Here is a 24,526-nt window from a genome sequence, read left to right as displayed (position 1 = left end):
TCTCGTTACGCGTTCCGTGTTTCGCGTGTCGGCGAGCCCATGTCAAAGCCGGAGCGGCGCCCGCCCGGAGCGGGTCGCGCGCGGCCCCCGGTCCGGTGCGACATCTTGCGCGCGCGCCCCAGCCTGCTAGGTCAAGACCCCAGCCACGGAGGGACCGAGATGGACGACCAGACGATTGACCACGCCACCGATCCGACGGACGGCGCCGTCGACATCGACGCGCTCCGCCAGGCCCATCCCGAGCATTGGCGTCGCGCCTCCGCGATCCGCGCGCTGACGCTCGACGCAGTAGCTGCGGCCAATTCGGGCCATACCGGCATGCCGCTCGGCATGGCCGACGTGGCGACCGTGCTTTTCGAGAAGCACATGAAGTTCGACGCCGCCCGCCCCGACTGGCCCGACCGCGACCGCTTCGTGCTCTCCACCGGGCACGGCTCGATGCTGCTCTACGCCTTCCTCCATCTCACCGGCTACCCGGAGATGACGATCGAGCAGATCCGCAATTTCCGCCAGCTCGGCTCGATCACCGCCGGCCATCCCGAATACGGCCACGCGCCGGGGATCGAGGTCACGACCGGACCGCTGGGCCAGGGCCTCGCCAACTCCGTCGGCATGGCCATCGCCGAGGAGCATCAGCGTGCCCGCTACGGCCGCAGGATCGTGGATCATTACACCTACGTGCTGGCCGGCGACGGCTGCCTGATGGAAGGCGTGAGCCACGAGGCGATCGCGCTCGCCGGCCGCCAGAAGCTCTCGAAGCTCATCGTGATGTGGGACGACAACGGCATCACCATCGACGGCCGCGTCAGCCTCGCCGACGACACCGACCAGCCGATGCGCTTCCGCGCCGCCGGCTGGAACGTGATCGAGATCGACGGCCACGACCCCGACGCGATCGACGCCGCGCTGACGCAGGCGAAGCGGAGCGACCGGCCGACGATGATCGCCTGCCGCACCCATATCGCGCTCGGCACCGCCGCGCAGGACACCGCCAAGGGCCACGGCGCGGTCACCGACCCCGACGTGGTCGAGGCCGCCAAGCGCAACCTCGCCTGGGAGCACGCGCCGTTCCACATTCCCGACGACCTCAAGGCCGAATGGGAGGAGATCGGATCGAAGGGCGCCGCCGCCCGCGCCGAATGGGAGACGCGGCTGGGCGAGATGGGCGCCGGCAAGCGCGCCGAGTTCGAGCGTGCGCTGAAGGGCGAGGCGCCGCGCAAGCTTTCCGCCACGATCAAGGCGCTCAAGCGACAGATGTCGGAGAGCGCGCCCAAGCTCGCCACGCGCAAATCCTCGGAAAAGGTGCTCGAGGTCGTCAACCCGATCATGTCCGAGACGATGGGCGGATCGGCCGACCTTACCGGCTCGAACAACACGCTGACCGAGGGCCTGGGCATCTTCACGCCCGAGGATCGCAAGGGCCGCTACATCTATTACGGCATCCGCGAGCATGGCATGGCCGCGGCGATGAACGGCATGGCGCTGCATGGCGGCGTCCGGCCCTATGGCGGCACGTTCTTCTGCTTCACCGACTACGCGCGGCCCGCGATCCGCCTCTCGGCGTTGATGGGGATCCCCGTGACCTACGTGATGACGCACGATTCCATCGGGCTGGGCGAGGACGGGCCGACGCACCAGCCGATCGAGCATCTCGCGATGTGCCGCGCGACGCCGAACCTCAACGTGATCCGCCCCTGCGACACGATCGAGACGGCCGAGGCGTGGGAGCTTGCGCTGACGGCGGAGCGCACGCCCTCGATCCTGTCGCTCACGCGGCAGAACATCTCGACGCTGCGCCGCGAGCACACCAACAAGAACCTCGTCTCGCAGGGCGCCTACGTGCTGGCCGAGGCCGAGGGCAAGCGGATGGTGATCCTGCTCGCCACCGGCTCGGAGGTGGAGATCGCGATGATGGCGCGCGACCAGCTCCACGCCGACGGGATCGGCACGCGCGTCGTGTCCATGCCCTGCTGGGAGCTGTTCGAGGCGCAGGACGAGCGCTACCGCAAGCGTGTCCTGCCCGCGGGCCCCGTCCGCGTGGGCGTCGAGGCGGGCGCGCGGCTCGGCTGGGACCGCTGGCTCACCGGCGAGCGCGGACGCCGCGAGCGCGCCGCCTTCATCGGCCTCGACCATTTCGGCGCCTCCGCCCCCTACGACTCGCTCTACGACCATTACGGCATCACCGCCGAGGCCGTGGCAAAGGCGGCGCGGGACCTGCTGTGACGCGACCCGGCGGGCCGGGACGCCGTCCCGGCCCGCCGATTTGTTTCGCATGGCCGAATGGCGCCGACGCGATCCCGGACGAGCCTGCGGGTTCTCGTCAGCGATCCGGTGAATGTCGTCTTGACGGCCGAAGCAGAGCACGAGGTGACGCATCATCTCGTGATCGGGGCAGGTCTGACTGTCCCCGACGGTCCCGCCGCCGGGGCCTTCAACACCCCGCAACGGATGCTTCTTTCACAATCGGTCCTGCGCGTCTGCGCATTGTTCGACAAGCCGGGTGCAAATCGCGCAAGTCTGCCAACGGCCCGGACGCGTCTTTCACCCGAGGCGATCAATCGGCTCGTCTCGAGGCACCGGGCCGGCGTCGTCAATGCGCCGCCATCGCATAAGCCGACCGGGTCGGACGCAACGGACGGGGTCTTCCATCGGATTGTCAGAATCGACCGGGAGGAGCGCGCCGCGATCGAGGGCGAGATCCTGCGGCGACGAATCGAGGTCGCGTTCAGACTGATCGACGATGCCGAACGCCGTTTCGTCGGACCGACGCTTCGCCCCCTGCGCGATGCGTATCTCGCTCACAACCTCCGGATGGACTGGACCGACGCGACCCGCCCTCGGCACATCGTCGGACAGGAGCGGCGAGCCCTGCGTCGAGGGCGATGGGCCGTGCACCTGCTTCATCTGGCCGTGAACGGCAACGATTTCGACTGGAGGAGCGTCGAGGACAAGCATCGCCGCGAGGCCCGCGCCCTTCGCGATCACCTCACGCGAGGCGGTGGCGGGTCATCCACGGCGGGCACAGTCATCCCCTGACACGATCCGTCCGTGGCCGCGACAGTCGCCGCCCGGCCTCGGCCGGACCTCACCAAACCGTCGCGATCCCCTGGCAGCGGGCGCGGACGCAGGCCTGGCGCCCCGGCGGGTCGAGATCGTAGAGGTCGGGTCGCCCGGCCAGATGGGCCCGCCAGCTCGCCACGCCCGCATCGTGGCAGGTCAGCCCGTGCCGCGTCTGCAGCACCCGGCCCAAATCCTTGAGGCCCATGCCCCGGCCCAGCCGGTCGGCCTCCACGATCGCGGCCTGCAGAAGCACGTCGAGATCGGGCGCCGCCTCCGGGGCCGGGCCGAACGGCTCGAACCGCGAACAAGCGGCGCGGAACCCCTCGGGCGCGTCCGCTTCCCCCACGCCCAGCACGAACAGCCCCTGTCCGCGCAGCCGCAGCGCCAGGTGGCCCAGATCGCGGTCGGCGCTGGCGATCACGAAGGCGCGCACCCCCTCGATCAGCGCCGCCTCCAGCGCGTCGAGCGCGAGCAGGATGTCGCCCGCGTTCTTGCCCGGTCCGGCATCGTGGAAACGCCATCCGGGCACCCCGCGCCACGCCGCAAGGTTCGCGCCGTTGCCGTAGACCCCGAACCTTTCGGTCCGGCCGATCTCCTCGGTGAGCAGGCGGATACGATCGGCGCGATGCGCGGCGACGCTGTCCCCGTCGACGAAGACGCCGGGCGTGGTGACGGGCGCGAAGGAGTGGAAGGCGTTCATGGCGAAGATCCGGTGACAGGTCACGAAATCCTAGCACCGCGAACCCGGCTTCGCGAAGGCACGATAAAGGTCAATCCGCGATAGGGTTAATGCGACCCCTTCACCAACCCCACGAGCGGGATCAGCGCGAGCCCGAGCGCGAGCCCCACGATCCCGTCGAGAAGCGCCGTGACCGTCCATTCAACCGCACCGTGCACCGCCTCCGGCACGCCGTTCGCGACGGCCACGGCGATGTGGTGGATGAACTCGTAGGGTCCGTGCCAGACGATCTCGCCCACCGCATGCACGACGATGGAGCCGCCGACCCAGATCATCGCCGCCGTGCCGATGGCGGTCAGCACCTTCAGAAAGGTCGGCATGCCCCGCACGATGCCCCGCCCGACCGCGCGCACCGCGTCGGTCCGCGCGCCCTCGGCCAGCGCGAGCCCCACGTCGTCGGCCTTCACGATCACCGCCACCGCCCCGTAGACGATGGCCGTGATGCCGATCCCGGCGAGGCCCAAAGCCGCCGCCTCGAACCAGACGGACTGGTCGGGGTCGAGCGCGGCGAGGATGATGGTCATGATCTCCGCCGACAGGATGAAGTCGGTCTTGATCGCCCCCTTCACGCGCTGCTCCTCCAGATGCGTCGCGTCGAGCGGCGTCGTCTCCGGGTCGATCTCGGACAGTGTGTCGTGCGGGACGAGCCAGTGATACACCTTCTCCGCCCCCTCGTAGCAGAGGTAGCAGCCGCCGAGCAGGAGCAGGTACGGGATCGCCCAGGGCGCGAAGCGCGACAGCAGCATCGCGATCGGCAAGAGGATGACGATCTTGTTGAACATGCTGGCCCGCGCGATCTTCCAGACGATCGGCAGCTCGCGCGCGGCCTGGAAGCCGTGAACGTATTTCGGCGTCACCGCGGCGTCGTCGATCACCGCGCCCGCGGCCTTGACCCCCGCCCGCGCGGCCTGCCCCGCGATGTCGTCGATGGAGGCCGAGGCGACCTTGGCGATGGCCGCCACGTCGTCGAGAAGTGCCAGAAGTCCGCTCATGCCGTCTCCAGATCCGGTCGTTCGATGCCCCGCGACCCCAGCCGGAGCCCGTTGGACGGACGATCTAGCCCCGCGGGCCCGGGGTCAACGCCCGCGACGCGAACCGGGTTCGGAAGCCCGGCCCGAACGCGGCGTCGCCCCGCCGCCCGGACGCGCCGCCCCCCGCACCGCTCCGTCGCCGGGCGGCCCGGCTGTGTCCGGAACGCTGCCCCGCTCCGCCCGTCTCGCCCCGCGCGCATGGCGGCACTTGCCATCGGCGACGACGGCCCCGAAACGTGACGCCATGACCAACGCCACGGCCCTTTTCATAGCTCTCGCGCTTCTGCTGTTCATCGTCGCGGACGTCGCCCTGAACGACGGCGACGCCCTGGTCTTTCTGGCCCGGCGGATGGTCCGCCTCGTCGCCGGGCTCGCCTTCTGGCGCTAGGCGCCCGACGACGCCGGCCGACGGCCGTGACACGGCGACGGAATTGCCCGACCTTCCGGACACGGAACCTGACCGGCGGGCCGGACCGCACCACATCTCTCGCGCGTTCGACCATTCCGGCCCCCGTTGCCTCGCGCGGCGCGGCCGTGATACCGCCTCGGACGAAACCGGAGCGGACGTCGCTCCGCGACACGGAACCGCTCTAGGGGGACTGCATGGTCAAGGTAGCAATCAACGGCTTCGGCCGCATCGGCCGCAACGTGCTGCGCGGGATCGTCGAATCCGGCCGTCAGGATATCGAGGTCGTCGCGATCAACGATCTCGGCCCGGTGGAGACCAACGCCCACCTCCTTCGCTACGACAGCGTCCACGGCCGCTTCCCCGCCGAGGTCAAGGTGACCGAGAACGGCATCGACGTGGGCCGTGGCGAGATCCGCGTCACCGCGATGCGCGACCCAAAGGAGCTGCCCTGGCAGGACGTGGACGTGGCGCTGGAATGCACCGGCATCTTCACGACCTACGACAAGGCCAAGGTCCATCTCGAGAACGGTTCGCGGAAGGTGCTCGTCTCGGCCCCCGTCTCGGCCGAGAGGCCGGACCAGATCAAGACCATCGTCTACGGCGTGAACCAGGACGTGCTGACGGCCGACGACCTCGTGGTCTCGAACGCGTCCTGCACGACGAACTGCCTGGCCCCCGTCGCCTATGTGCTGAACGAGGCCATCGGGATCGAGCGCGGCTTCATGACGACGATCCACTCCTACACGGGCGACCAGCCGACGCTCGACACGATGCACAAGGATCTCTACCGGGGCCGTGCCGCCGCCCTGTCGATGATCCCGACCTCGACCGGCGCGGCCAAGGCCGTGGGCCTCGTCCTGCCGGAACTGAACGGCAAGCTCGACGGCGTGGCGATCCGGGTGCCGACGCCCAACGTCTCGGTCGTGGACCTGACCTTCACCGCCGCGCGCGACACCTCCGTGGAGGAGATCAACGACGCGATCCGCGCGGCGGCCGACGGCAAGCTGAAGGGCGTGCTGGCCTATTGCGACGCGCCGCTCGTCTCGGTGGACTTCAACCACGACCCGCATTCGTCGACCTTTCACCTCGACCAGACCAAGGTGATGGAAAACGGCAAGATGTGCCGCATCCTGTCGTGGTACGACAACGAATGGGGCTTCTCGAACCGCATGGCCGATACCGCCGTGGCGATGGGCAAGCTCTAGGGCGTCCAGTGCGTCCGAGCGCCGGCGAGGACGCACGGCGGCAAGGCGGACAGGTTCGCGGAACCTGTCCGCAGCCGCACGGTCGTTATTGCATATCAAGACGCGCATCCTGCCGCGCTGCCCATGCTCCGACCGCGCACTCGCCCCAGAAGTTAACGAAGCATTCACAACGACTTGTGTTACCCACGGGTAACCCGCCCATCGGGAGACGAACATGGCCTTCAAGACGCTCGACGACATGGACCTGTCCGGCAAGGTCGTTTTGACCCGGGTGGACGTGAATGTGCCCGTCGAGGACGGGCGCGTCACCGACACGACCCGGATCGACCGCGTCGTCCCCACGATCCGCGACCTGCGCGACGCCGGGGCGAAGGTCGTCCTGCTTGCCCATTTCGGCCGGCCCAAGGGCCAGGTCGTTCCCGAGATGTCGCTGCGCCAGGTCGTCCCCGCGCTGTCGGAAGTCTTCGGCACGGAGGTGGGCTTCGTTGACGGGGGCTACGGCGAGGCGGTGTCGAAGATGTCGGAGGGCGACGTGCTGCTCTTCGAGAACCTGCGCTTCAATCCGGGCGAGGAGAAGAACGACGAGGGCTTCGCCAAGCGACTGGCCTCGGTCGGCGACGTCTATTGCAACGACGCCTTCTCCGCCGCGCACCGTGCCCATGCCTCCACCGAGGCGCTGGCGCGCCTCCTGCCGGCCTTTGCCGGCCGCTCGATGCAGGCCGAACTCGAGGCGCTGGAGGCCGCGCTCGGCTCGCCGAAGCCCCCCGTCGCGGCGCTGGTCGGCGGGGCCAAGGTCTCGACCAAGATCGAGCTGCTCTCGAACCTCGTGACCCGCGTGCAGCACCTGATCATCGGCGGCGGCATGGCCAACACCTTCCTCGCGGCGCAAGGCGCGGATGTGAAGCGGAGCCTTTGCGAGCACGACCTTCTCGACACCGCCCGCGAGATCGCGGCGAAGGCCGGGGCCGAGGGCTGCACGATCCTGCTGCCGCGCGACGTGGTGGTGGCCGAAGCGTTCGAGGCGAACGCGCCGAACCGGGTGGTGAAGGTGGAGGACGTGCCCGACGGGCACATGATCCTCGACGCCGGCCCCGACTCGGTCGCGCATATCCGCACCGTGCTCGACGGCTGCGCCACGCTGGTCTGGAACGGCCCGCTCGGCGCCTTCGAGATCGCGCCGTTCGATGCCGGAACGGTGGACGCCGCGCGCCACGCGGCGGAACTGACCAGGGCGGGCAAGCTCGTCTCGGTCGCGGGCGGTGGCGACACGGTGTCGGCGCTCAACCGGGCCGGAGTGGCGGACGACTTCACCTATATCTCCACTGCCGGGGGCGCGTTCCTGGAATGGCTGGAGGGCAAGACGCTTCCGGGGGTCGCGGCGCTCGAAGGCTGAGCGGCAAGGCCGCCGTTGATTTCGGGGCGCGGGCCCGTAGGCTCAGGGCGACGCCACCGATCCGGAGACATCCGATGCACCGCCTTCTTCTCTGCACGGCCCTCGTGGCCGGCGCCGGCCCCGCGACCGCGCAGGAGCGGAGCTGGTGGGACCTGATCGACCCCGACAGGCTCGCCGCGCAGGTGATCCAGTACGGCCTGGTCGCGCTTCGCACGCAGGTGGACCTGACCTATTCCGACCTGTCCGTCTCGCTCCTCGAAGGGCGCACGGCGCTCGAAGGGGTGGAGATGGTGCTGCCGCCGGAGATGACCGGCGCCGTGCCCTGCCCCATCTCCGCCGGTCGGATCGAGATCGCGACCGACGAACCGCTCGCCGTCGCGCGCTACGCGGGCCGGATTTCACTCCGTGACCTTGTCTTGCCGAAGACCTGCCTGCCGCTTGCCGCGATGGCGGTCGCGGCGAGCCTGCCGGGCGACACGATGGCGCTCTCGGAACTGGTGATCGACTACGCCTACGACGTGCCTTCGGCGGGGCTCGTCGCGGATGCGCGGGCGCGGATCGACGGGCTGCTCGGCCTGCGGGTCTCCGCCGAGTTCGACTATCTCTGGTTCCGCGGGGAGGAGCCGGACGTGGAAGCGGTGGCGCGGCTGAGCCAGGCCTCGGTCACGGTCGAGAACCTCGGCGGCTGGGAGATCGCGCGGCCCTTCCTGCCGCCGCCGCTCGTCGACCCGGAACAAAGCGCCGCGTTTATCGAGGGCAACGCCACGGACGCGCTGGACTCGCTTGCGCCGGGTCCGCTGCCGCAAGCAGCGCAGGACTTCGCCGCGGCGCTCGGACGGGGCTGGGCCGAGTTCGTCGCGGCGCCGGACCGGATCGTGATCGAGACCGGGTTCGCCCCAGGTGCCCCGCGCCCGGTCGACTGGAACGACCTCGCGCGGATCGGGTCCGACCCGCTGCCGGCCATCCTGCTGCTGGAACCCACGATCGGACGCTCGACCGCCGCCGAGCGCGACGTGTTGCCGGTGGAGCTCGTGCGAATGGCGCGCGAAACGCCGGAGCGGCTGAGCCCCGAGGCGCGGCGGGCGGTCGGGCTGGCGCTGCTGGAGGGTGCGCGCGCGCCGCGCAATCCGGGGCTGGCGCGGGACCTCCTGACGCCGCTGGCGCAGGACGGCGACGGCGAGGTCGCGCTGGCCCTTGCCCGGGCGCTCGCCGACACCGACCCGCAGGCGGCCTATGCGCAGGCGCTCGCCGCCGGGCCGACGGGCACGCCGGGGCTCGGCAATCTGCTCGACGACCTGGAGCGCGACCTGCCCTTCGCGACGGTGCTGCGGATGCAGGACGCCGCGCCCGAGCCCGGCCCGGACGACCTCGCCGCGCCGACGCGCGAGCTGCGCGCGAGGGCGGAGGCCCATCTGCGCGGGATCGGCGCGACCCGCTCGCTGCGCGTGGCCCTGATCTACGCCACCGTCGCGGCCGCCTCCGGCGACCGGGCCGCGGCCGATCTGCTCACGCGGATCGACCGTGCCGTTCCGGCGGAGGCGTCCGGGACCTGGGCGCCCGTCGCGCAGGAGGCGGCGTCGCGGGCCACCGATGCCTGGCTTGCCCGTTAGCGCAACCACGCTTGCCTGACGCGCCGCTGCCGCCTAATCCGACGCGACGCATTCACATCCGGAGATTTCGATGCCCGATCAGACACAGGCCGCCAGGATCCGCGAAGGCCGGGGCTTCATCGCCGCGCTCGACCAGTCCGGCGGTTCCACGCCCAAGGCGCTGCGCCTCTACGGGATCGGGGAGGATCGCTATTCCGGCGAGGAGGAGATGTTCGCCCTGATCCACGCCATGCGCGAGCGGATCGTGAAGGCACCGGACTTCACCGGCGACAAGGTGATCGGCGCGATCCTGTTCGAGCAAACGATGGACCGCGAGTTCGACGGAATGCCGGCCGCGACGTATCTGTGGGAGCAGCGGGGCGTCGTCCCGTTCCTGAAGATCGACAAGGGTCTCGAGGACGAGGCGCAGGGCGTTCAGCTGATGAAGCCGATCCCCGGGCTCGACGACACGCTCGCGCGGGCGAAGGAAAAGGGTATCTTCGGCACCAAGGAACGTTCGGTCGTCAACGCCGCCGACACGGTCGGAATCGACGCGATCGTCGCGCAGCAGTTCGAGCTGGGCCGGCAGGTGCTTTCCCACGATCTCGTCCCGATCCTCGAGCCGGAGGTGACGATCTCGATTCCCGACAAGGCCGAGGCCGAGGCGCTCCTGCGGGCGGCGATCCTGTCGCGGCTCGAGGCGATGACGGGCGACGACCAGATCATGCTGAAGCTCACCCTGCCCGAAGAGGCCGGGTTCTACGGCGCGCTGATCGACCATCCGCGGGTGATGAAGGTGGTGGCGCTCTCGGGCGGCTATTCACGCGAGGAGGCCAATGCGCGGCTCGCGCAGAACCGCGGCATGGTGGCGAGCTTCAGCCGCGCGCTGACCGAAGGACTCTCCGACGATCAGGACGACGCGACATTCGAGCGCACGATCGGCGCGACGATCGACAGCATCCGCGACGCCTCCGTGGCCGGCTGACAACGCCCGGGACGCGACCGCGCGGCGGGGCGTTCCGGGTCCGCGCCCGTCGTGCCATAAGGCGTGCGACGGGACGCCATTTCGGAGACGCGCATGCCCCCTCGACGTCGAAGCCCCGGCTACGGCCTCCTCCTTCCGGTCGCGCTCCTGGGCTTCGCGGTCTATTTCGTCCTTGCCGCCGTGCAGGGCGAATACGGGGTCTTCCGGCGGGTCGAGCTCGATGCCGAGCGGGAGACGCTGGAAGCGGAGCTGGCGCTGCTCGATGCGGAGGTCGCGCGGATGCGCGACCAGACGCGGCGGTTATCGGATGACTACCTCGACCTCGACCTGCTCGACGAGCGGGCCCGAATCGTTCTCGGCTTCGCACGGATTGACGAGATCGTCGTGGAGTGACGCAGGGCGCTTCGATGTCGCTCTGGCAACGCCATTGTCCGGCCTCGCGCCCGGCAAAGGCACGTAATCTATGCGGATACTGGCCATAGGGTCGCGTCGTGTCGCTCCGCCCTAGGTCGCGCACGTGGAACGAAAACCGGTATTGGCGCTTTTACCCCGGAATCGTTTCCGTTAGCGATTGTTTAACGTTGAACGAATCCCGCGACCGGAGGACGACAGCCATGGCGCCGCGCAAGACCGCTGAGAGGGCCAAGCCCAACGTCTCCAAGGACGACCTTCTGCAATATTACCGCGACATGCTCCTCATCCGACGTTTCGAGGAGAAGGCAGGGCAGCTCTACGGCATGGGCCTGATCGGCGGTTTCTGTCACCTCTATATCGGTCAGGAGGCGGTGGTCGTCGGGCTCGAGGCGGCAGCCAAGGAGGGCGACAAGCGCGTCACCTCCTATCGCGACCACGGCCACATGCTGGCCTGCGGGATGGACCCCAAGGGCGTGATGGCGGAGCTTACCGGACGTGAGGGGGGCTATTCCAAGGGCAAGGGCGGCTCCATGCACATGTTCTCCAAGGAGAAGCACTTCTACGGCGGTCACGGGATCGTCGCCGCGCAGGTGCCGATCGGTGCGGGGCTGGCATTGTCGGACCTCTACCGGGGCAACGACAACGTCACCTTCACCTATTTCGGCGACGGGGCGGCCAACCAGGGCCAGGTCTACGAGACCTACAACATGGCCGAGCTCTGGGACCTTCCGGTGGTGTTCGTTATCGAGAACAACCAGTACGCGATGGGTACCTCGACCAAGCGCTCCACCAAGTCGACCTCCTACTGGGAACGCGGCGCGGCCTACGGGATCGAGGGCGAGGAGGTCGACGGCATGGACGTGCTCGCCGTGCGCGACGCCGGGCTCAGGGCGACGGAATACTGCCGCTCCGGCAAGGGCCCCTACATCCTCGAGATGATGACCTACCGTTACCGCGGCCATTCGATGTCGGACCCGGCGAAATACCGGACCCGCGACGAGGTGCAGAAGATGCGCGAGGAACGCGACGCGATCGAGATGGTGCGCCAGATGCTCCTGACCGGGGAGCACGCCTCCGAGGACGACCTGAAGGCGGTCGACAAGGAGATCAAGGAAGTCGTCAACGAAAGCGCCGAATTCGCGAAGGAAAGCCCCGAACCTGCGGTCGAGGAGCTCTGGACCGACATCTATTCCAAGGAAATCCCGCAGGAGACCGCGTAAATGACGACCGAGATCCTGATGCCCGCCCTGTCCCCCACGATGGAGGAGGGCACGCTGGCGAAGTGGCTGGTGAAGGAGGGCGACACGGTTTCCTCCGGCGACATCCTGGCCGAGATCGAGACCGACAAGGCCACGATGGAGTTCGAGGCCGTCGACGAGGGCACGATCGGCAAGATCCTCGTGGCGGAGGGCACCGAGGGCGTGAAGGTCAACGCGCCGATCGCCGTCCTGCTCGCCGAGGGCGAAAATGCCGACGACATCGACAGCGCGACGTCTCCCACCCCGGAACCGGCCTCGCAGGAGGCCGCGTCCGAGGAGATGGAGCGGCCGGCGTCGGACGAGCCCCGCGGCAAGGGGGTCGAGAAGGCCCCCGCACGCGTGGCCGAGGAGAAGCCCGCGCCGAAGTCGAAGGCCGGGCCGGACTGGCCCGAAGGCACCGAAACGGTCACCACCACCGTGCGCGAGGCGCTGCGCGACGCGATGGCCGAGGAGATGCGCCGCGACGGCGACGTGTTCCTGATGGGTGAAGAGGTCGCCGAGTATCAGGGCGCCTACAAGATCAGCCAGGGCCTGCTCGACGAGTTCGGCGCCAAGCGCGTGATCGACACGCCGATCACCGAGCACGGCTTCGCCGGCATCGCGGTCGGCGCGGCCTTCGGCGGGCTGAAGCCGATCGTCGAGTTCATGACCTTCAACTTCGCCATGCAGGCGATGGACCAGATCATCAACTCGGCGGCCAAGACGCTCTACATGTCCGGCGGCCAGATGGGCTGCCCGATGGTGTTCCGCGGCCCGAACGGCGCGGCGGCCCGCGTGGCGGCCCAGCACAGCCAGGACTACGCGGCGTGGTATTCGTCGATTCCGGGCCTGAAGGTCGCGATGCCCTATTCGGCGTCCGACGCGAAGGGCCTGCTGAAATCGGCGATCCGCGACCCGAACCCCGTGATCTTCCTCGAAAACGAGATCCTCTACGGCAAATCCTTCGAGGTGCCGAAGCTCGACGACTTCACCGTTCCGTTCGGCAAGGCCCGGATCTGGCGGGAAGGGAACGATGCGACCATCGTGTCCTGGGGCATCGGGATGACTTATGCGCTCGAGGCGGCGGAAAAGCTCTTCGAGGACGGGATCGACGTGGAGGTCATCGACCTGCGCTCGCTCCGCCCCGTCGATTACGACACGGTGCTCGCTTCGGTGATGAAGACGAACCGCTGCGTCCTCGTGGAGGAAGGATTTCCTGTCGCAAGCTATTCGGACCACATGGCCTCGACCATCATGCAGCGTGCCTTCGATTATCTCGACGCGCCGGTCGTGACCTGCACCGGGAAGGACGTGCCGATGCCCTATGCGGCGAACCTCGAGAAGTTGGCCCTCGTCACCACCAAAGAGGTGATCGAGGCCGTCCACACCGTGACCTACCGCTGAGGGAGACCGAGATGGCGACCGAGATCCTGATGCCCGCGCTCTCCCCCACCATGGAGGAGGGTACGCTTGCGAAATGGCTGGTAAAGGAAGGCGATACCGTCTCCTCCGGCGACCTCCTTGCGGAGATCGAGACGGACAAGGCGACGATGGAGTTCGAGGCGGTCGACGAAGGCGTCGTCGGCAAGCTCCTCGTGGCGGAGGGCACCGAGGGCGTGAAGGTCAACGCGCCGATCGCCGTTTTGCTGGAAGAGGGAGAGGATGCGTCTGCCGTCGACGACGCCGCGTCCGACGGCTCCTCGCATGCCGCTCCGGCCGAGCCGAGCGGCCGGACGGAGCCGCAGAAGGGCTACGGACGCGAGGATGGCGGCGCGGAGGCTGGAACGTCCGGCTCGGCGACGGCGGCCGTGTCGTCGGATGCGGCGGCAGAGACCGCGGCGTCCGCGGCACCGAAATCCGGGGAACGGATCTTCGCAACGCCCCTCGCCCGCCGCATCGCCAAGGATCGCGGGCTTGACCTGTCGGCGATCACGGGCTCCGGCCCCCGTGGCCGCATCGTGAAGACGGATGTCGAGAACGCCGAGCCTGGCGCGGCAAAGGACGACAAGGCGGCGAAGGCTCCGGCGCCGCAGAAACTCGATGCGCCGAAGGAGGACACCGACGGCGCGAAGCCGGCGATGCCCGTCGGTATGGGCGCCGAGCAGGTCCTTCGAATGTACGAAGGTCGCGCGTTCGAAGAGGTCAAGCTCGACGGGATGCGCCGCACGATCGCCGCGCGCCTGACCGAAGCGAAACAGACGATCCCGCACTTCTACCTGCGTCGCGACATCGTCCTCGATCCGCTTCTGGCCTTCCGGTCAGACCTGAACAGGCAACTTGAGAGCCGGGGAGTGAAGCTGTCGGTCAACGACTTCATCATCAAGGCGGGTGCGCTCGCTTTGCAGCAGACGCCTGAAGCCAACGCGGTCTGGGCGGGCGACCGAATCCTGCAACTCAAGCCCTCGGACGTCGCCGTCGCCGTCGCAGTGGAGGGCGGATTGTTCACGCCGGTGCTGAAGGATGCGGAAACGAAGTCGCTGAGCGCGATCTCGACAGAGATGAAGGACCTCGCGAACCGCGCCCGTACCCGCAAGCTCGCGCCGCACGAATACCAAGGTGGGAGCTTCGCGATCTCCAATCTTGGAATGTTCGGTGTGGAGAACTTTGACGCGGTCATCAACCCGCCGCACGGGTCGATCCTTGCTGTCGGGGCCGGCGTGAAGAAGCCGATCGTCGGGGCTGACGGAGAAATCAAGGTCGCGACCGTGATGTCTGTGACCCTGAGCGTGGATCACCGGGTGATCGACGGGGCGCTCGGTGCGGGCTTCCTCGCAGCGTTCGCAGAAAACCTGACGAGCCCAATCACAATGCTGGCTTGATCGGGGACCTCAGCCTTTCGCCTTTTCGGACGGCTGCGCCTCGATCAGCTGGTTCATCGTAGCCGAAGGCTGTGCACACCCCGCCTCGCCGACGATGCGAGCGGGTACGCCGGCGACGGTCTTCATCGGCGGAATATCCGTCAAAACGACCGAGCCGGCGGCAATGCGCGAACAGTGGCCGATCGATATATTACCCAAAACCTTGGCCCCTGCGCCGATAAGAACGCCGTCGCCAATCTTCGGATGTCGGTCATCATGCTCCTTGCCAGTGCCTCCGAGGGTTACCGAATGCAGCATGGAGACGTTGTCACCGACGACAGAGGTCTCGCCTATGACGATCGAATGGGCGTGATCGATCATGATCCCGCGTCCCAAATGCGCACCGGGATGAATGTCGACGCCGTATATTTCGCTCGCGCGCATCTGAACGAAACGCGCTAGGTCCCGTCGTCGCTTCTGCCAGAGCCAATGACTGATCCGAAAGGCGAGGAGCGCTTGGAACCCCTTGAAGAACAGGATCGGCTGGAGAAACCGAGTACAGGCAGGGTCGCGATCAAAAACCGCGATGATGTCGGCGCGTGCCGCATCGATAATGGCGGGGTCGTCTGCAAAGGCGCGTTCGGCAAGTTCGCGCAGAATCTGTTCGCTCATCTCTGCGGATGCGAGCTTCTGCGCGAACCTGTAGCCTAAGGCTCTGTCGATCGAGTCGTGATGCAGAATCGACGAATGGACGAACCCTCCGAGGAGCGGTTCATTGCGAACCGCTTCCCGAGCCTCATCGAGTATCCTAGACCAAACGGGATCGACCCGTCTGATATACGTTTCCGCCATCGCCATGAAGAGAACCTCGCACCGTCGTTCCTATCAGATAGGCCGCGAGGCGAACCGGGGCAAACCATATCACTGCAGCGCGATAACCGCGAAATGACCTAGGCCAACTTCATCCGACAGTTGAGCAACCTTCAGAACCGCCCCGCCCTCCGTCGATAGCACGTCGCGTCCGACGCGACAGATCGGTTCCTCCACCATCTCCTCGTAAACGCGCCGACCTTTCCGATCCTCAATCCGAACGAGATACCTTTCCCGTACCTCCGCAAGGGGCGCATCGACCGCGTTCCACCCATCGATATTCGACCGCGTACGCCGGATCCAACGGGCTTCCACCCCATCCTTAAGTAGAGCAACGGACAGGTGGACCGGCGCGTACGGCATGAGTCCCTCGCCCGATGCTGCCACAGTCATATGCTGGAATTCCGGGCTGTCGATGGCCGAGGAGGCGGGCCCGTAACGGAGGTGGCGTTCGAGCCCCAGGGCATCCGCTGGGATATCTGGCTGCGTCAAAGAAGTGTCGAGGAAAACTACTCTGCTCCCCGCCGGCCACGGTTTGCGTATCGCATGTTCCGTGCCCCGCTGACCACGAAGCCGGCCGGACAGAGCCCAAAGACGTTTCTCGACCAGTCGCGCGTTGAGATACTGGAAAATCTCCCAGCCCATCTGATCGCCGTCGCCAATGGCCGCTGCGTTCTCACCGGCAAGCATCTTCGCAAGCGTTACGGACGCGAGCGCGTCACTTGAAACCGATACGACAAGTTCGGGCCCGTTATCCCAGACAGCAGGACTAGCTGCTACGAGTTCGTTTGTCGTAATGCCAATGATCGACGATGCGTCGACCGTCGTGTTCAACTTGTAGTCACTGTCATCAACCGATGACATTACAGCGACCGGCCCAGGCCAGGGTTCAGCCGTTACGGCAAGATAGGGCGCGTGCGGACGGTGGTCATTCGACAGGAGCGGAAGATCGAGAACCTGAACATCTACCGGCAACGGGGTGCGGCGACGGACGCGTGTCCTAACAAAGTCGTCTCGCTCGATTGGGCTATAGACGCTCATGTCCGTCCGAACCGCTTCGACCTTCCGGGATGGTCCGTCGAGAATGCGGTCTACGCGCCACAAGTCCTCGGTTCTTTTCAAGCGTACCAAAGAGCCCACTGTCACTTCAGAGTTGGAAGGCGGAAGCGAAAACTCTATTGTTTCGTCTGCATTCTCTATTTCTGCCAAAAACCTCTCCGCCATTTCCCGGCTTTCGCCCGGCGTGAGAACAAGCGGAAGATCCATCGTCGATATGGGAATGGGGGCTCCCCCGGATCGAGAGGCGCTAGCGGCTCTAACCTCATAATTTCCGCCATCATCGGCATAGTTAATGACCACCCTCTTCGGAGTTTCGGATGTTGCCTGCCGGTGTCGAACCAGCACGGGATCGTCGCTTCTGACAAATCGCTCCGCGTCTAATTCGATCACATCCGCTTCATTCCTACTAAAAAAACAGACCGTCCCGTTTCGCACTGCGACCTCGATGCCGTACGCGAGAAGCAGAGGTTGCAGATCAGCCCGAGCGGACTGATTAGTCGCGATAGAGTATCCACGCAAAACACCCCTAACACGAGATACATCAACATCTCGCAAACCACTTGACTTGCAAAGCTCTGCAACCACCGTGCTGAGTGGCTGCAGGCTACTCCGCCCCGTTAGCCAGTGTCCTCTCGAATGGTTTATACCGTCGCTCCAGTAATCAGCCATCTCGGGGAAATACGGCCAAGGTCGAGAATCCCAAGCCCAAGCACAACTATGAGACAGGTCGATCATACGTCCCTGCCCAGCCGGCATCGGGGGGTTGACATTATCGTCCCCCCAGTAGCCTATAAGAGCTTGATGATAAGCAACCTGCATCGCGTCGTCTCGAGAGCCATTCGAATAGAAGGGCGTTGAACTCTCCGAGGACTTTTCGTCAATAAATTTGTTGGGCTGATTCGTGCCTTTGTTGATTGCTGCGCAACCATACTCTGTAAATCGTATTGGCTTCGACCGCGGCACCCACGCGGTCGGTATTTCCGATCGCGCCCCATTTATCCTTTCGTAGTGCTCGTTTTGCCACCAACCTCGTAAGTCCTTATACCTCCAGACCCAAGACTCCCCATATCGTTCATCGCGAATAGGAATACGTTCTTGTTCATCTCGATGTTTCACCGATGGGTAGAACCAATCGTAACCTTCACCGCCTGCGACATTGCCCGCTAGGTAAGCCGGATCGAAGATCGAGGAAAAACTACCGTCTTTATGCCCATCAAAATCTCGCCAATCGGAAAGCGGCATATAGTTATCAATACCAATAAAGTCGATCGCATCGTGGGCCCAAAGCGGGTCCAAATGAAAGTGTACGCTTCCAGTATCGGATGGATGATATCCAAAGTATTCAGACCAATCTGCTGCGTAACTCAGCTTCGCCCCCGGCAGTATAAGTTTGACCTGTTCGGCTAGATCACAGAGCTCTCGGACAGCGGGGAAGGAATTGTTTTTTCCACGTACTTGCGTGAGGGAGCGCATCTCCGACCCAATGCAAAACGATTCTACTCCGCCAGCTTCGGCACAAAGCTTTGCATAATGGAGGATAAACCGATTGTAGGTCCATTCGCCGGATGTAGTGCCATGGAAGAAGCGGGCTACTTCGGCCTCCGCAACTGACGATCCGTCCGGCGTCCCGGGTTGACCCGGAGCGAGCGTGGTACAGATACGGCCGCGCCATGGTAGAACAGCTTGTTCTTCTCCGCCCCAAGGGTCAGGTAGCCCGTTTCCCCCAGTCTGACTCATCAGTACGAAAGGGTAGAAAGTAATATCGAGACCAAGATGCCGTAGATGTGTTATCGCTTCTTTCACAGAATCATCACTTGGTGTACCGCCGTAGGCCGGCCTTCCCTCTAAGAAAGGAACCGTCGGCGCTTCGCTACGCTTTACACCTGCAACATTCCAAGCTTTTGGCTTGCCGTCGTAAGCGTTTTGCTCGACACAAGGCCTAATCTCACAATTTGCGCACCTAAGATCGTTTCCGAACCATGAGACCACTAATGAGACCGTCTTCAAGTTTGGAAACTCATCTATAAGGTTATCTGTAGCCAATATAAAATCAGTGGCACTATGCCCAGAGCTCGAATTCGCGGTAACTTTATTACTTAATCCGTAGTCATAATAGATCGGCGTTGTAGCGAGCGCGTACTCGCCAGTACCGGGAACGAGAGCAATACCTTGAACAATATCCGAGATAGAATTAGGACAACCATCCGCCGTAACGGATCGGAAGACCTCAAAGGTAAATTGTGGAACGCGGTTTCCAAAAGGAGCGAGATCGAGATCTTCAAATACGACGTATGCTGTACCTCGATACGCCGGCGCGCGCCCGCGCCCGTATGTCGCCTCTATTAACGAATCTGGCTGCTGATCTTCACATCCTGAGTAAACACGCAAATGCAAACTATCCTTGGCGACCTCGACGCCATCCGCCCAAACACGCCCTACGCGTCGGATTTCCCCCTCGCACAAAGCAACCGCTAATGACACCGAATAGCTGTAGGTATACCGTTCAGGCTCTGCAGGGCTACCTTTACCACCCCCCGTTTTTCGTTTCCGCTCTTGGAACTCTGACGCCCATATAATTTGCCCACTGATCCGGTTTCGGCCGAACAAACGCGGAATTGCAGTACCTTCGGATGAACCTGTTAGACGTATGCGTTCCAGTTTCCCGACTTCGACAACGTCGGACCCGGTACCCAACACCGCCTGATCGATTGACCTTCCAACAAATGCCCCTGCGGCCCTTCCTAATGTAGCAGGACTGAGTCCCAACAGGGAACCACCCACACTTCCACCGATGGCAGCACCAGCGGCGCCGAGTGCGAGAGTAGCCATGACGGCTCCTTTCAACGCATAACTTGAGGAAAAGAAAAACGAGCCACGAGGCGCTTCTGCCAAGGTTTCGACAGCATGCTTTCGTGAACGGCTCGACCGGAGTAGGCATGAATGAAAGTTGCAACCGGATCAACGTCGCCCAGAACGCCGAGGTGTTTTGCAATCGATCCCTGACGCATGCGAAAGAGCAAAACTTGCCCCGGCAGCAGAGCCTTTTGAGGCTCCACGATGGTCATCACAGCTTCCGCAGCGGCACGAAGACACTCATCAGCCCGCGACTCACCCCAATCCCGAGAGTAGTTCGGGACCGCCGCCGGCTCATCTCCGTACAACTCCCGCCAGATCCCTCGGACAAGACCAAGACAATCAGCTCCAACGCCCTTTACTGATGCCTGGTGCACATAAGGAGTGCCTATCCATTGCCTAGCCGATACCGCTACTTCAATCATTCCGCCCTGCCATAGAGGTCTATCCCGTCGATGGATGCTTTGTAAGCCAGTCCTCCGAAGGCATCGTAGGAAACCCACGGAAATTTATTATGTTATCGAACTTTTTAATACAGGTAGAAAATTCCTTGTTGCATCCCGCGTAAATAGACACATCGGCACCCACCTGTATGTCGCCTCCGATCGAGCTACCTAACGATAACCTCCGCCCCCCAATCACCTGCCTGTCAAGTCGTATAGAAGTCGACAAACATCTCCCCTCGGCAAGCATAATATTTACCTGACCAAAAGAAAAGTAGCCGTCTGCAAAGTCATCACTTGATGAAACGGTGATAGTCGCCATATCGATGATTTCAAGGATGGTCTCTTCGATTACGAACTTTGTTTGTAAATCAACGCAGCATCTATTATCTCCAAGGATTGCGTCACAGTGACGTTCGTAGACCCTTCCTCTGATATTATTAAGTACCTGCACGGGTGATCGAAGCTCCGCTGAAAACTTTCCATCGCTAACTCTTATTTCACCAATATAGCCTCGAAAGATTTGTTCGTGCTCATTTGGTCTCAGCCAGTTCACGCTGTATATTCGTACTTCAGCTTCGTCCCATCTGCCAATCCGAATATCTGCGGGCTTGATGACATCGTCATTTATAGCGCCATGGAATTCACCGTTGTCGACGGCTAAACCCGTCGTACTTTGCAGTGCACCTGCCAAAACCCCGGAGGAAGCTTGACAGACAACCCCCTCGACCTCAATCCGCTTATCGTGGTCAGTAAAGCCAAATACCTCGCCGTCTTTCCGAACTACGACCCACACGCGGCAGGAAGTCGTAACCTCGTCTTGTTGATCATTATTGTTGACCTTCATACTCTTAGCTCCACCACCGGGATGTCCGGAATATCGCCGCCCTGTATGCTTGAAATGGAACTAAGTATCTGGTCCGTATCGAACCGAGCCGGTACATCGAATTCGTATCCCGCGGTAATCTTCGCTCCGATCTCAGGGGCGGTCCTTAAGCTCACTACACCATTTACGATGTCCGTGTCATACTCAGACGCTGAAAGATTCACTCCGTCGATTGCCAGGCAAATCGTTCCGGCGACGATCTTAGATATCCGACGTTCGTAGGTTTCCTCACCAGAGGAATACGCCTTTATAATCTGAAACGACATCAACTTACCATTTCCTTTCCCTATAAGTTGATCTCGCGTGGAAACCTTACCATTTGGATCACAACTTTTGTAGTCTAGCCAATCCTTCCATCTAAAACCGTAAAGCTGCCCCCGCCGTGCTTCGAAGAACGATACAATCTCGTTGATGTCTTCAAGTGAACGCAACCCGAACCCGGCATTATAACGCCGACGGGAATGCTCCCAGGGAGTATTTCGCTCTTCGAAGCCGTTCGCGAGCGTAACGATTTCAGTATGTCTGGTAGGCCCGCCCACCGATCCATACGATAGACGGGTAGGAAATCTAACTTCGTGGAACGCCATTTTCTTGCCCTATCGATTTCTTGCCCCGTGGGAGAGAGCTCGTGACATCTCCGCAGCGATCTGGGTTCGCGACCTTCGGAAACTCTGGGCGTCGGGGGTCGAAATGTGCATTTGCACGGAAATGGGCGCAGCCGAACCTGAGGCTTGGACGCCTAAGCGTCCGTCAGTTCCTCGAGTAAGTGGCATCACAGCTTCGGGTCCAGCCTCCCCCATCAAACCGGCCCCGCCCCTCATCTGAAAGACTGTCGGCGAGCCGACGATGTCACCCTTTGCAAATGGCAACACGCGTCCTTGCGTGAAACTTCCTCCAGAAGCGAACGGGAAGAGCGAGCCAAAGCCTTCTGTAACCGCTGAACTGGCGGCGAGTGTTACAGGCTTCGTTGCAGCATTGTATGTAGCGTTCAACAACGAGCGCGTAAGCGCGCTTAGCGAATCCGATAACTTTATCCCATCAGTGGCAACGCCATCCATAGCCTGTTTGAGTGACGTTCCGAACGCTCTCGTTAATCCCTGCGTCTCTTTCTGAGTCTGTCGCAACTGTCCCTCGAGAGAACCAAGCTCCTGCGCGAAACGTGAAACGAAGGATTCGATTCCGCCAAGATGACTTTCGAGAACTTCTATTTTCTCGCCGAGTTCGTCGAAGTCTTCGTTGTAAGTCAATTCAGTTACCTTTAATGTCTGGAAAGCGCCGCTGAAGCGCTTCGAGACCATCGCGGTTTAGAACATGGGTGCCTTGTCTTTGACCAAGCAGGAACGCCAGTTCCGCAGGTGTTAACGCCCAGAACTCTGTTGGTCTCAGATTTAGTCCGCGCATACCTGCGGCCATGAGGGTATGCCAGTCGAAACGCTCCTTCACGTGACGGGCATAGCGAAAGAGCGGGTCAGGAGAAGGGCCGCGACGCGGATCGCCTGTGGCATCCCGCCTTCGATGTCGGCGTCGAGCAGTTTTCGTCCTGTTCCTTGCCAGCCGCCGCCTCTCAAACCTGCTAGCAGGAGCCGAATAACATCTTTAGTAGTGAATCTTCCTGCCTCGAACCTCTCGATAAGCGAAACAAGAGAGTCCTCGGCGATCGCCGCTTCGAGTTCCGCCAGAGATCCAAGCGTCAGTTTCAGAATTTGGCGCTCACCGTTCAAAACGATTGTGACTTCGCCAGTGAATGGGTTCCCTTCAAGCATCAAATTGACGTGAACTTGAGTTCACTGGCTGAAGCCAATGATAATTCGTAGGTAGCTTCGCTATCGTGACCGCCACTATATTCAATCGATGTTATCTGAAATCGTCCTTCGATAATCCCAAAATCCGGGATTATGACTTGAAATCTAGGAAGTTCCCCATCGAAGAATATTTGCCGGGCACGTGCGTCGGTTGCCGCATCGCGGAAAACTCCTGATCCAGCAATCTGGGCGGTTTTAACGCCGCCGCCGCCGAGCAACTCTCGCCAACCGCCTGTGCTTTCGATTGTAGTTACATCTATTGATCCGGCGTTGAGTGTCAAACGGGTCGTACGAAGCCCGGCAAAAGTAACGAAGGTCCCGGTCAAATCCGTATCGACCTTAAGTAGAAGGTCTTTACCTGCCTGTACGGCCATTGATTGCTCCTTGCATGTTATCGGAATCGCGATCGTCGAGCCGAGCTCGAAACCACAGATCGATACGTCGCGTTCCCTCACCCTCGTCCCGTTTGGCCTCGGCGCGGAGAAAGCTGAGGGAAACGAGCGTTCCCCGCGACAGCGAGAATTCCGCTTCTATCAAACTGTCGGAGACCTTAGCCGCCATCGCCTTCGCGGCGCGAAACCCCTGGCGCCGGGTTACGATACTTACGCGAAATTCGTGGATGACGCTTGCACCGTAACTATCAGCACGGCTGCGAACTTTTTCCGGTCCCATTGCAATAAATAGATCGGGTGCCGGATCCGGAACTGAGTCGAATATCGCCCCCCCCGTCAACTGCGCGATGACTGGATTGGTAGCCAAGTTTTGATAAACTGCGAGCTGTAGTGCCTCGCTTATCGCGTACGTCATACCGTTTCTCCCGGAGGAACTTCCTCCGCCAGAATAACGAGCGAATGCCGGTTATCGTCGTGGACGGCTTGGATCTCGTAGGTTCGCCTTCCGTCAATCAGTCGATCCCCGGGGGCGGGTCGCATAGGATGACCATCCGGAATCGCATGCGTACCGATCCGAACTCGTAGCCTACGCATACGGCCGAACTCCGTATGCTTGAGATCGCCGGAACGCATTTTAACGTTTCCCCAGAATGCGCCTTGTTCAACCCATTCACGACCGAAACCTCCTGCGTCATCCGCGGTTCGCCGCGAAGTCTGAAGGGTCAGTCGTCGGTCGAAGGCACGGCCCGTCATGCGGTCCCGCCAACGCGAATGTCGCGGAAGGGAGCCACCAAAGTTTCAGCGAGTGGAATGAGCCCTGGTCCTGCACCGGCATCGAGCACTTCGGCCATCAGAAGGACGGCCTGACGCAGCGCCTCGGGGATATCGGGCCAGTCGCCGTATCCCGCTTGTACGGTCATTCTCACCCATTCTCCGTCGTTAACTGGACGGTTCATGAGGGCGACCGGGCGATGTGCGTCCGCCAGTACCCTCGCTTCCCCGAGCGCGAAGAGAACGCCGGCTCGAGCTGCGGAAACCGTGATGATCGACTCGACTGGTGCAATCGGGAGGGGAATTCGCATTCCACCTCCGACTTCGCCGGCCAGAGTGAACTCGCGTCGGATCAACACTTTTCCCAGACGACGTTCGACAGCACCAATGGCAGCGCGTATCCGTAAGCGAAGACGCGATGCCTGCCCCGAAACAGTCTCATACTGATCGGCAAGCCTCATTTGTGCAGCCAGTTCTGCAACCGGTAGCGATTCGTCCGCGATCCCTTGTGAATCGATCACCGTCATCGACATGAGCTTCTCCACAGTCCTATGATTTTTATCGGACGGGACCGGCACGCATCGCGTGC

At 63.1% G+C, this 24,526-nt stretch carries 24 protein-coding genes; 11 read left to right on the top strand and 13 right to left on the bottom strand.

Translation table 11 applies throughout. The annotated features are described in order from the left end of the window. The first annotated feature begins 159 nt into the window (after positions 1 to 159). Both tkt and Q1B08_RS11610 read left to right on the top strand, forming a co-directional pair. Positions 160 to 2,223 (top strand): transketolase, encoded by a 2,064-nt coding sequence (gene tkt / locus Q1B08_RS11615; RefSeq protein ID WP_299818633.1) that lies wholly within the window; start codon positions 160 to 162, stop codon positions 2,221 to 2,223. A gap of 57 nt (positions 2,224 to 2,280) precedes the next feature. Then, positions 2,281 to 3,036, top strand: a complete 756-nt coding sequence (locus Q1B08_RS11610; RefSeq protein ID WP_299818630.1) for a hypothetical protein — start codon at positions 2,281 to 2,283, stop codon at positions 3,034 to 3,036. 49 nt (positions 3,037 to 3,085) lie between these two features. Here the strand turns inward: Q1B08_RS11610 and Q1B08_RS11605 are convergent, their stop codons facing one another. After that, a complete protein-coding gene (locus tag Q1B08_RS11605; RefSeq protein WP_299818628.1) occupies positions 3,086 to 3,760 on the bottom strand; it encodes an NYN domain-containing protein in 675 nt (224 codons plus the stop codon). 86 nt (positions 3,761 to 3,846) lie between these two features. Continuing rightward, positions 3,847 to 4,791, bottom strand: coding sequence for a DUF808 domain-containing protein (locus tag Q1B08_RS11600; RefSeq protein ID WP_299818625.1), 945 nt, complete (start codon positions 4,789 to 4,791; stop codon positions 3,847 to 3,849). Between the two features lie 283 nt (positions 4,792 to 5,074). Here Q1B08_RS11600 and Q1B08_RS11595 point away from each other — a divergent pair, with 283 nt between their 5' ends. From Q1B08_RS11595 to Q1B08_RS11555, 9 genes are all read left to right on the top strand, one after another. Further along, on the top strand, positions 5,075 to 5,218 hold the full coding sequence (locus Q1B08_RS11595; RefSeq protein WP_299818622.1) for a hypothetical protein: 144 nt from the start codon (positions 5,075 to 5,077) through the stop codon (positions 5,216 to 5,218). 215 nt (positions 5,219 to 5,433) lie between these two features. Next, positions 5,434 to 6,444, top strand: coding sequence for a type I glyceraldehyde-3-phosphate dehydrogenase (gene gap, locus Q1B08_RS11590; RefSeq protein WP_299818619.1), 1,011 nt, complete (start codon positions 5,434 to 5,436; stop codon positions 6,442 to 6,444). 214 nt (positions 6,445 to 6,658) lie between these two features. Continuing rightward, positions 6,659 to 7,837: a phosphoglycerate kinase gene (locus tag Q1B08_RS11585; RefSeq protein ID WP_299818616.1), complete on the top strand. Its 1,179-nt coding sequence runs from the start codon at positions 6,659 to 6,661 to the stop codon at positions 7,835 to 7,837. A 74-nt stretch (positions 7,838 to 7,911) separates the two neighbouring features. Further along, on the top strand, positions 7,912 to 9,447 hold the full coding sequence (locus Q1B08_RS11580; RefSeq protein ID WP_299818612.1) for a hypothetical protein: 1,536 nt from the start codon (positions 7,912 to 7,914) through the stop codon (positions 9,445 to 9,447). A gap of 70 nt (positions 9,448 to 9,517) precedes the next feature. Then, a complete protein-coding gene (locus Q1B08_RS11575) occupies positions 9,518 to 10,411 on the top strand; it encodes a fructose bisphosphate aldolase (protein WP_299818609.1) in 894 nt (297 codons plus the stop codon). 93 nt (positions 10,412 to 10,504) lie between these two features. Then, positions 10,505 to 10,804, top strand: a complete 300-nt coding sequence (locus Q1B08_RS11570) for a septum formation initiator family protein (RefSeq protein WP_299818606.1) — start codon at positions 10,505 to 10,507, stop codon at positions 10,802 to 10,804. 221 nt (positions 10,805 to 11,025) lie between these two features. Then, positions 11,026 to 12,045 carry a pyruvate dehydrogenase (acetyl-transferring) E1 component subunit alpha gene (gene pdhA / locus Q1B08_RS11565; RefSeq protein ID WP_299818603.1) on the top strand — a complete coding sequence of 340 codons (1,020 nt, stop codon included), beginning with the start codon at positions 11,026 to 11,028 and terminating at the stop codon, positions 12,043 to 12,045. Further along, positions 12,046 to 13,467 carry a pyruvate dehydrogenase complex E1 component subunit beta gene (locus Q1B08_RS11560; protein WP_299818600.1) on the top strand — a complete coding sequence of 474 codons (1,422 nt, stop codon included), beginning with the start codon at positions 12,046 to 12,048 and terminating at the stop codon, positions 13,465 to 13,467. It abuts the gene before it with no gap. Positions 13,468 to 13,478: 11 nt separating this feature from the next. Next, positions 13,479 to 14,882: a pyruvate dehydrogenase complex dihydrolipoamide acetyltransferase gene (locus Q1B08_RS11555; protein WP_299818597.1), complete on the top strand. Its 1,404-nt coding sequence runs from the start codon at positions 13,479 to 13,481 to the stop codon at positions 14,880 to 14,882. Positions 14,883 to 14,891: 9 nt separating this feature from the next. Here Q1B08_RS11555 and cysE read toward each other — a convergent pair whose 3' ends face one another. The 11 genes from cysE to Q1B08_RS11500 all read right to left on the bottom strand — a co-directional run bounded on the left by cysE (position 14,892) and on the right by Q1B08_RS11500 (position 24,470). After that, positions 14,892 to 15,719: a serine O-acetyltransferase gene (cysE, locus tag Q1B08_RS11550; RefSeq protein ID WP_299818594.1), complete on the bottom strand. Its 828-nt coding sequence runs from the start codon at positions 15,717 to 15,719 to the stop codon at positions 14,892 to 14,894. Between the two features lie 63 nt (positions 15,720 to 15,782). After that, positions 15,783 to 19,619, bottom strand: coding sequence for a glycoside hydrolase/phage tail family protein (locus Q1B08_RS11545; RefSeq protein ID WP_299818591.1), 3,837 nt, complete (start codon positions 19,617 to 19,619; stop codon positions 15,783 to 15,785). Positions 19,620 to 19,630: 11 nt separating this feature from the next. Next, the gene (locus Q1B08_RS11540) at positions 19,631 to 20,068 is read right to left on the bottom strand and encodes an NlpC/P60 family protein (RefSeq protein ID WP_299818588.1); all 438 of its coding nucleotides are present in this window, start codon (positions 20,066 to 20,068) and stop codon (positions 19,631 to 19,633) included. Positions 20,069 to 20,087: 19 nt separating this feature from the next. Continuing rightward, entirely contained in the window at positions 20,088 to 20,933 is an 846-nt protein-coding gene (locus Q1B08_RS11535) for a DUF2163 domain-containing protein (RefSeq protein ID WP_299818585.1), read from the bottom strand. After that, positions 20,930 to 21,559 (bottom strand): DUF2460 domain-containing protein, encoded by a 630-nt coding sequence (locus Q1B08_RS11530; protein ID WP_299818582.1) that lies wholly within the window; start codon positions 21,557 to 21,559, stop codon positions 20,930 to 20,932. Before Q1B08_RS11530 ends, Q1B08_RS11535 begins: the two co-directional genes overlap by 4 nt. Positions 21,560 to 22,220: 661 nt before the next feature. Beyond that, a complete protein-coding gene (locus tag Q1B08_RS11520; protein WP_299818578.1) occupies positions 22,221 to 22,415 on the bottom strand; it encodes a rcc01693 family protein in 195 nt (64 codons plus the stop codon). Further along, entirely contained in the window at positions 22,412 to 22,735 is a 324-nt protein-coding gene (locus tag Q1B08_RS11515) for a gene transfer agent family protein (RefSeq protein WP_299818576.1), read from the bottom strand. The genes Q1B08_RS11520 and Q1B08_RS11515 overlap by 4 nt, the downstream gene beginning before the upstream one ends. Continuing rightward, positions 22,735 to 23,148: a phage major tail protein, TP901-1 family gene (locus Q1B08_RS11510; RefSeq protein WP_299818575.1), complete on the bottom strand. Its 414-nt coding sequence runs from the start codon at positions 23,146 to 23,148 to the stop codon at positions 22,735 to 22,737. Before Q1B08_RS11510 ends, Q1B08_RS11515 begins: the two co-directional genes overlap by 1 nt. Then, positions 23,129 to 23,581 carry a DUF3168 domain-containing protein gene (locus Q1B08_RS11505; RefSeq protein ID WP_299818573.1) on the bottom strand — a complete coding sequence of 151 codons (453 nt, stop codon included), beginning with the start codon at positions 23,579 to 23,581 and terminating at the stop codon, positions 23,129 to 23,131. The genes Q1B08_RS11510 and Q1B08_RS11505 overlap by 20 nt, the downstream gene beginning before the upstream one ends. Beyond that, positions 23,578 to 23,919, bottom strand: a complete 342-nt coding sequence (locus Q1B08_RS22030; RefSeq protein WP_366140005.1) for a head-tail adaptor protein — start codon at positions 23,917 to 23,919, stop codon at positions 23,578 to 23,580. The genes Q1B08_RS11505 and Q1B08_RS22030 overlap by 4 nt, the downstream gene beginning before the upstream one ends. Then, positions 23,916 to 24,470 (bottom strand): hypothetical protein, encoded by a 555-nt coding sequence (locus Q1B08_RS11500; protein WP_299818571.1) that lies wholly within the window; start codon positions 24,468 to 24,470, stop codon positions 23,916 to 23,918. The genes Q1B08_RS22030 and Q1B08_RS11500 overlap by 4 nt, the downstream gene beginning before the upstream one ends. Positions 24,471 to 24,526 lie beyond the last annotated feature (56 nt).

This window comes from uncultured Jannaschia sp., from assembly GCF_947494025.1.
In the GTDB taxonomy this organism is placed as follows: Bacteria; Pseudomonadota; Alphaproteobacteria; order Rhodobacterales; family Rhodobacteraceae; genus Jannaschia.
The sequence above is the reverse complement of the archived record's forward strand: the minus strand, read 5'-3'. Positions and strand labels throughout refer to the sequence as shown.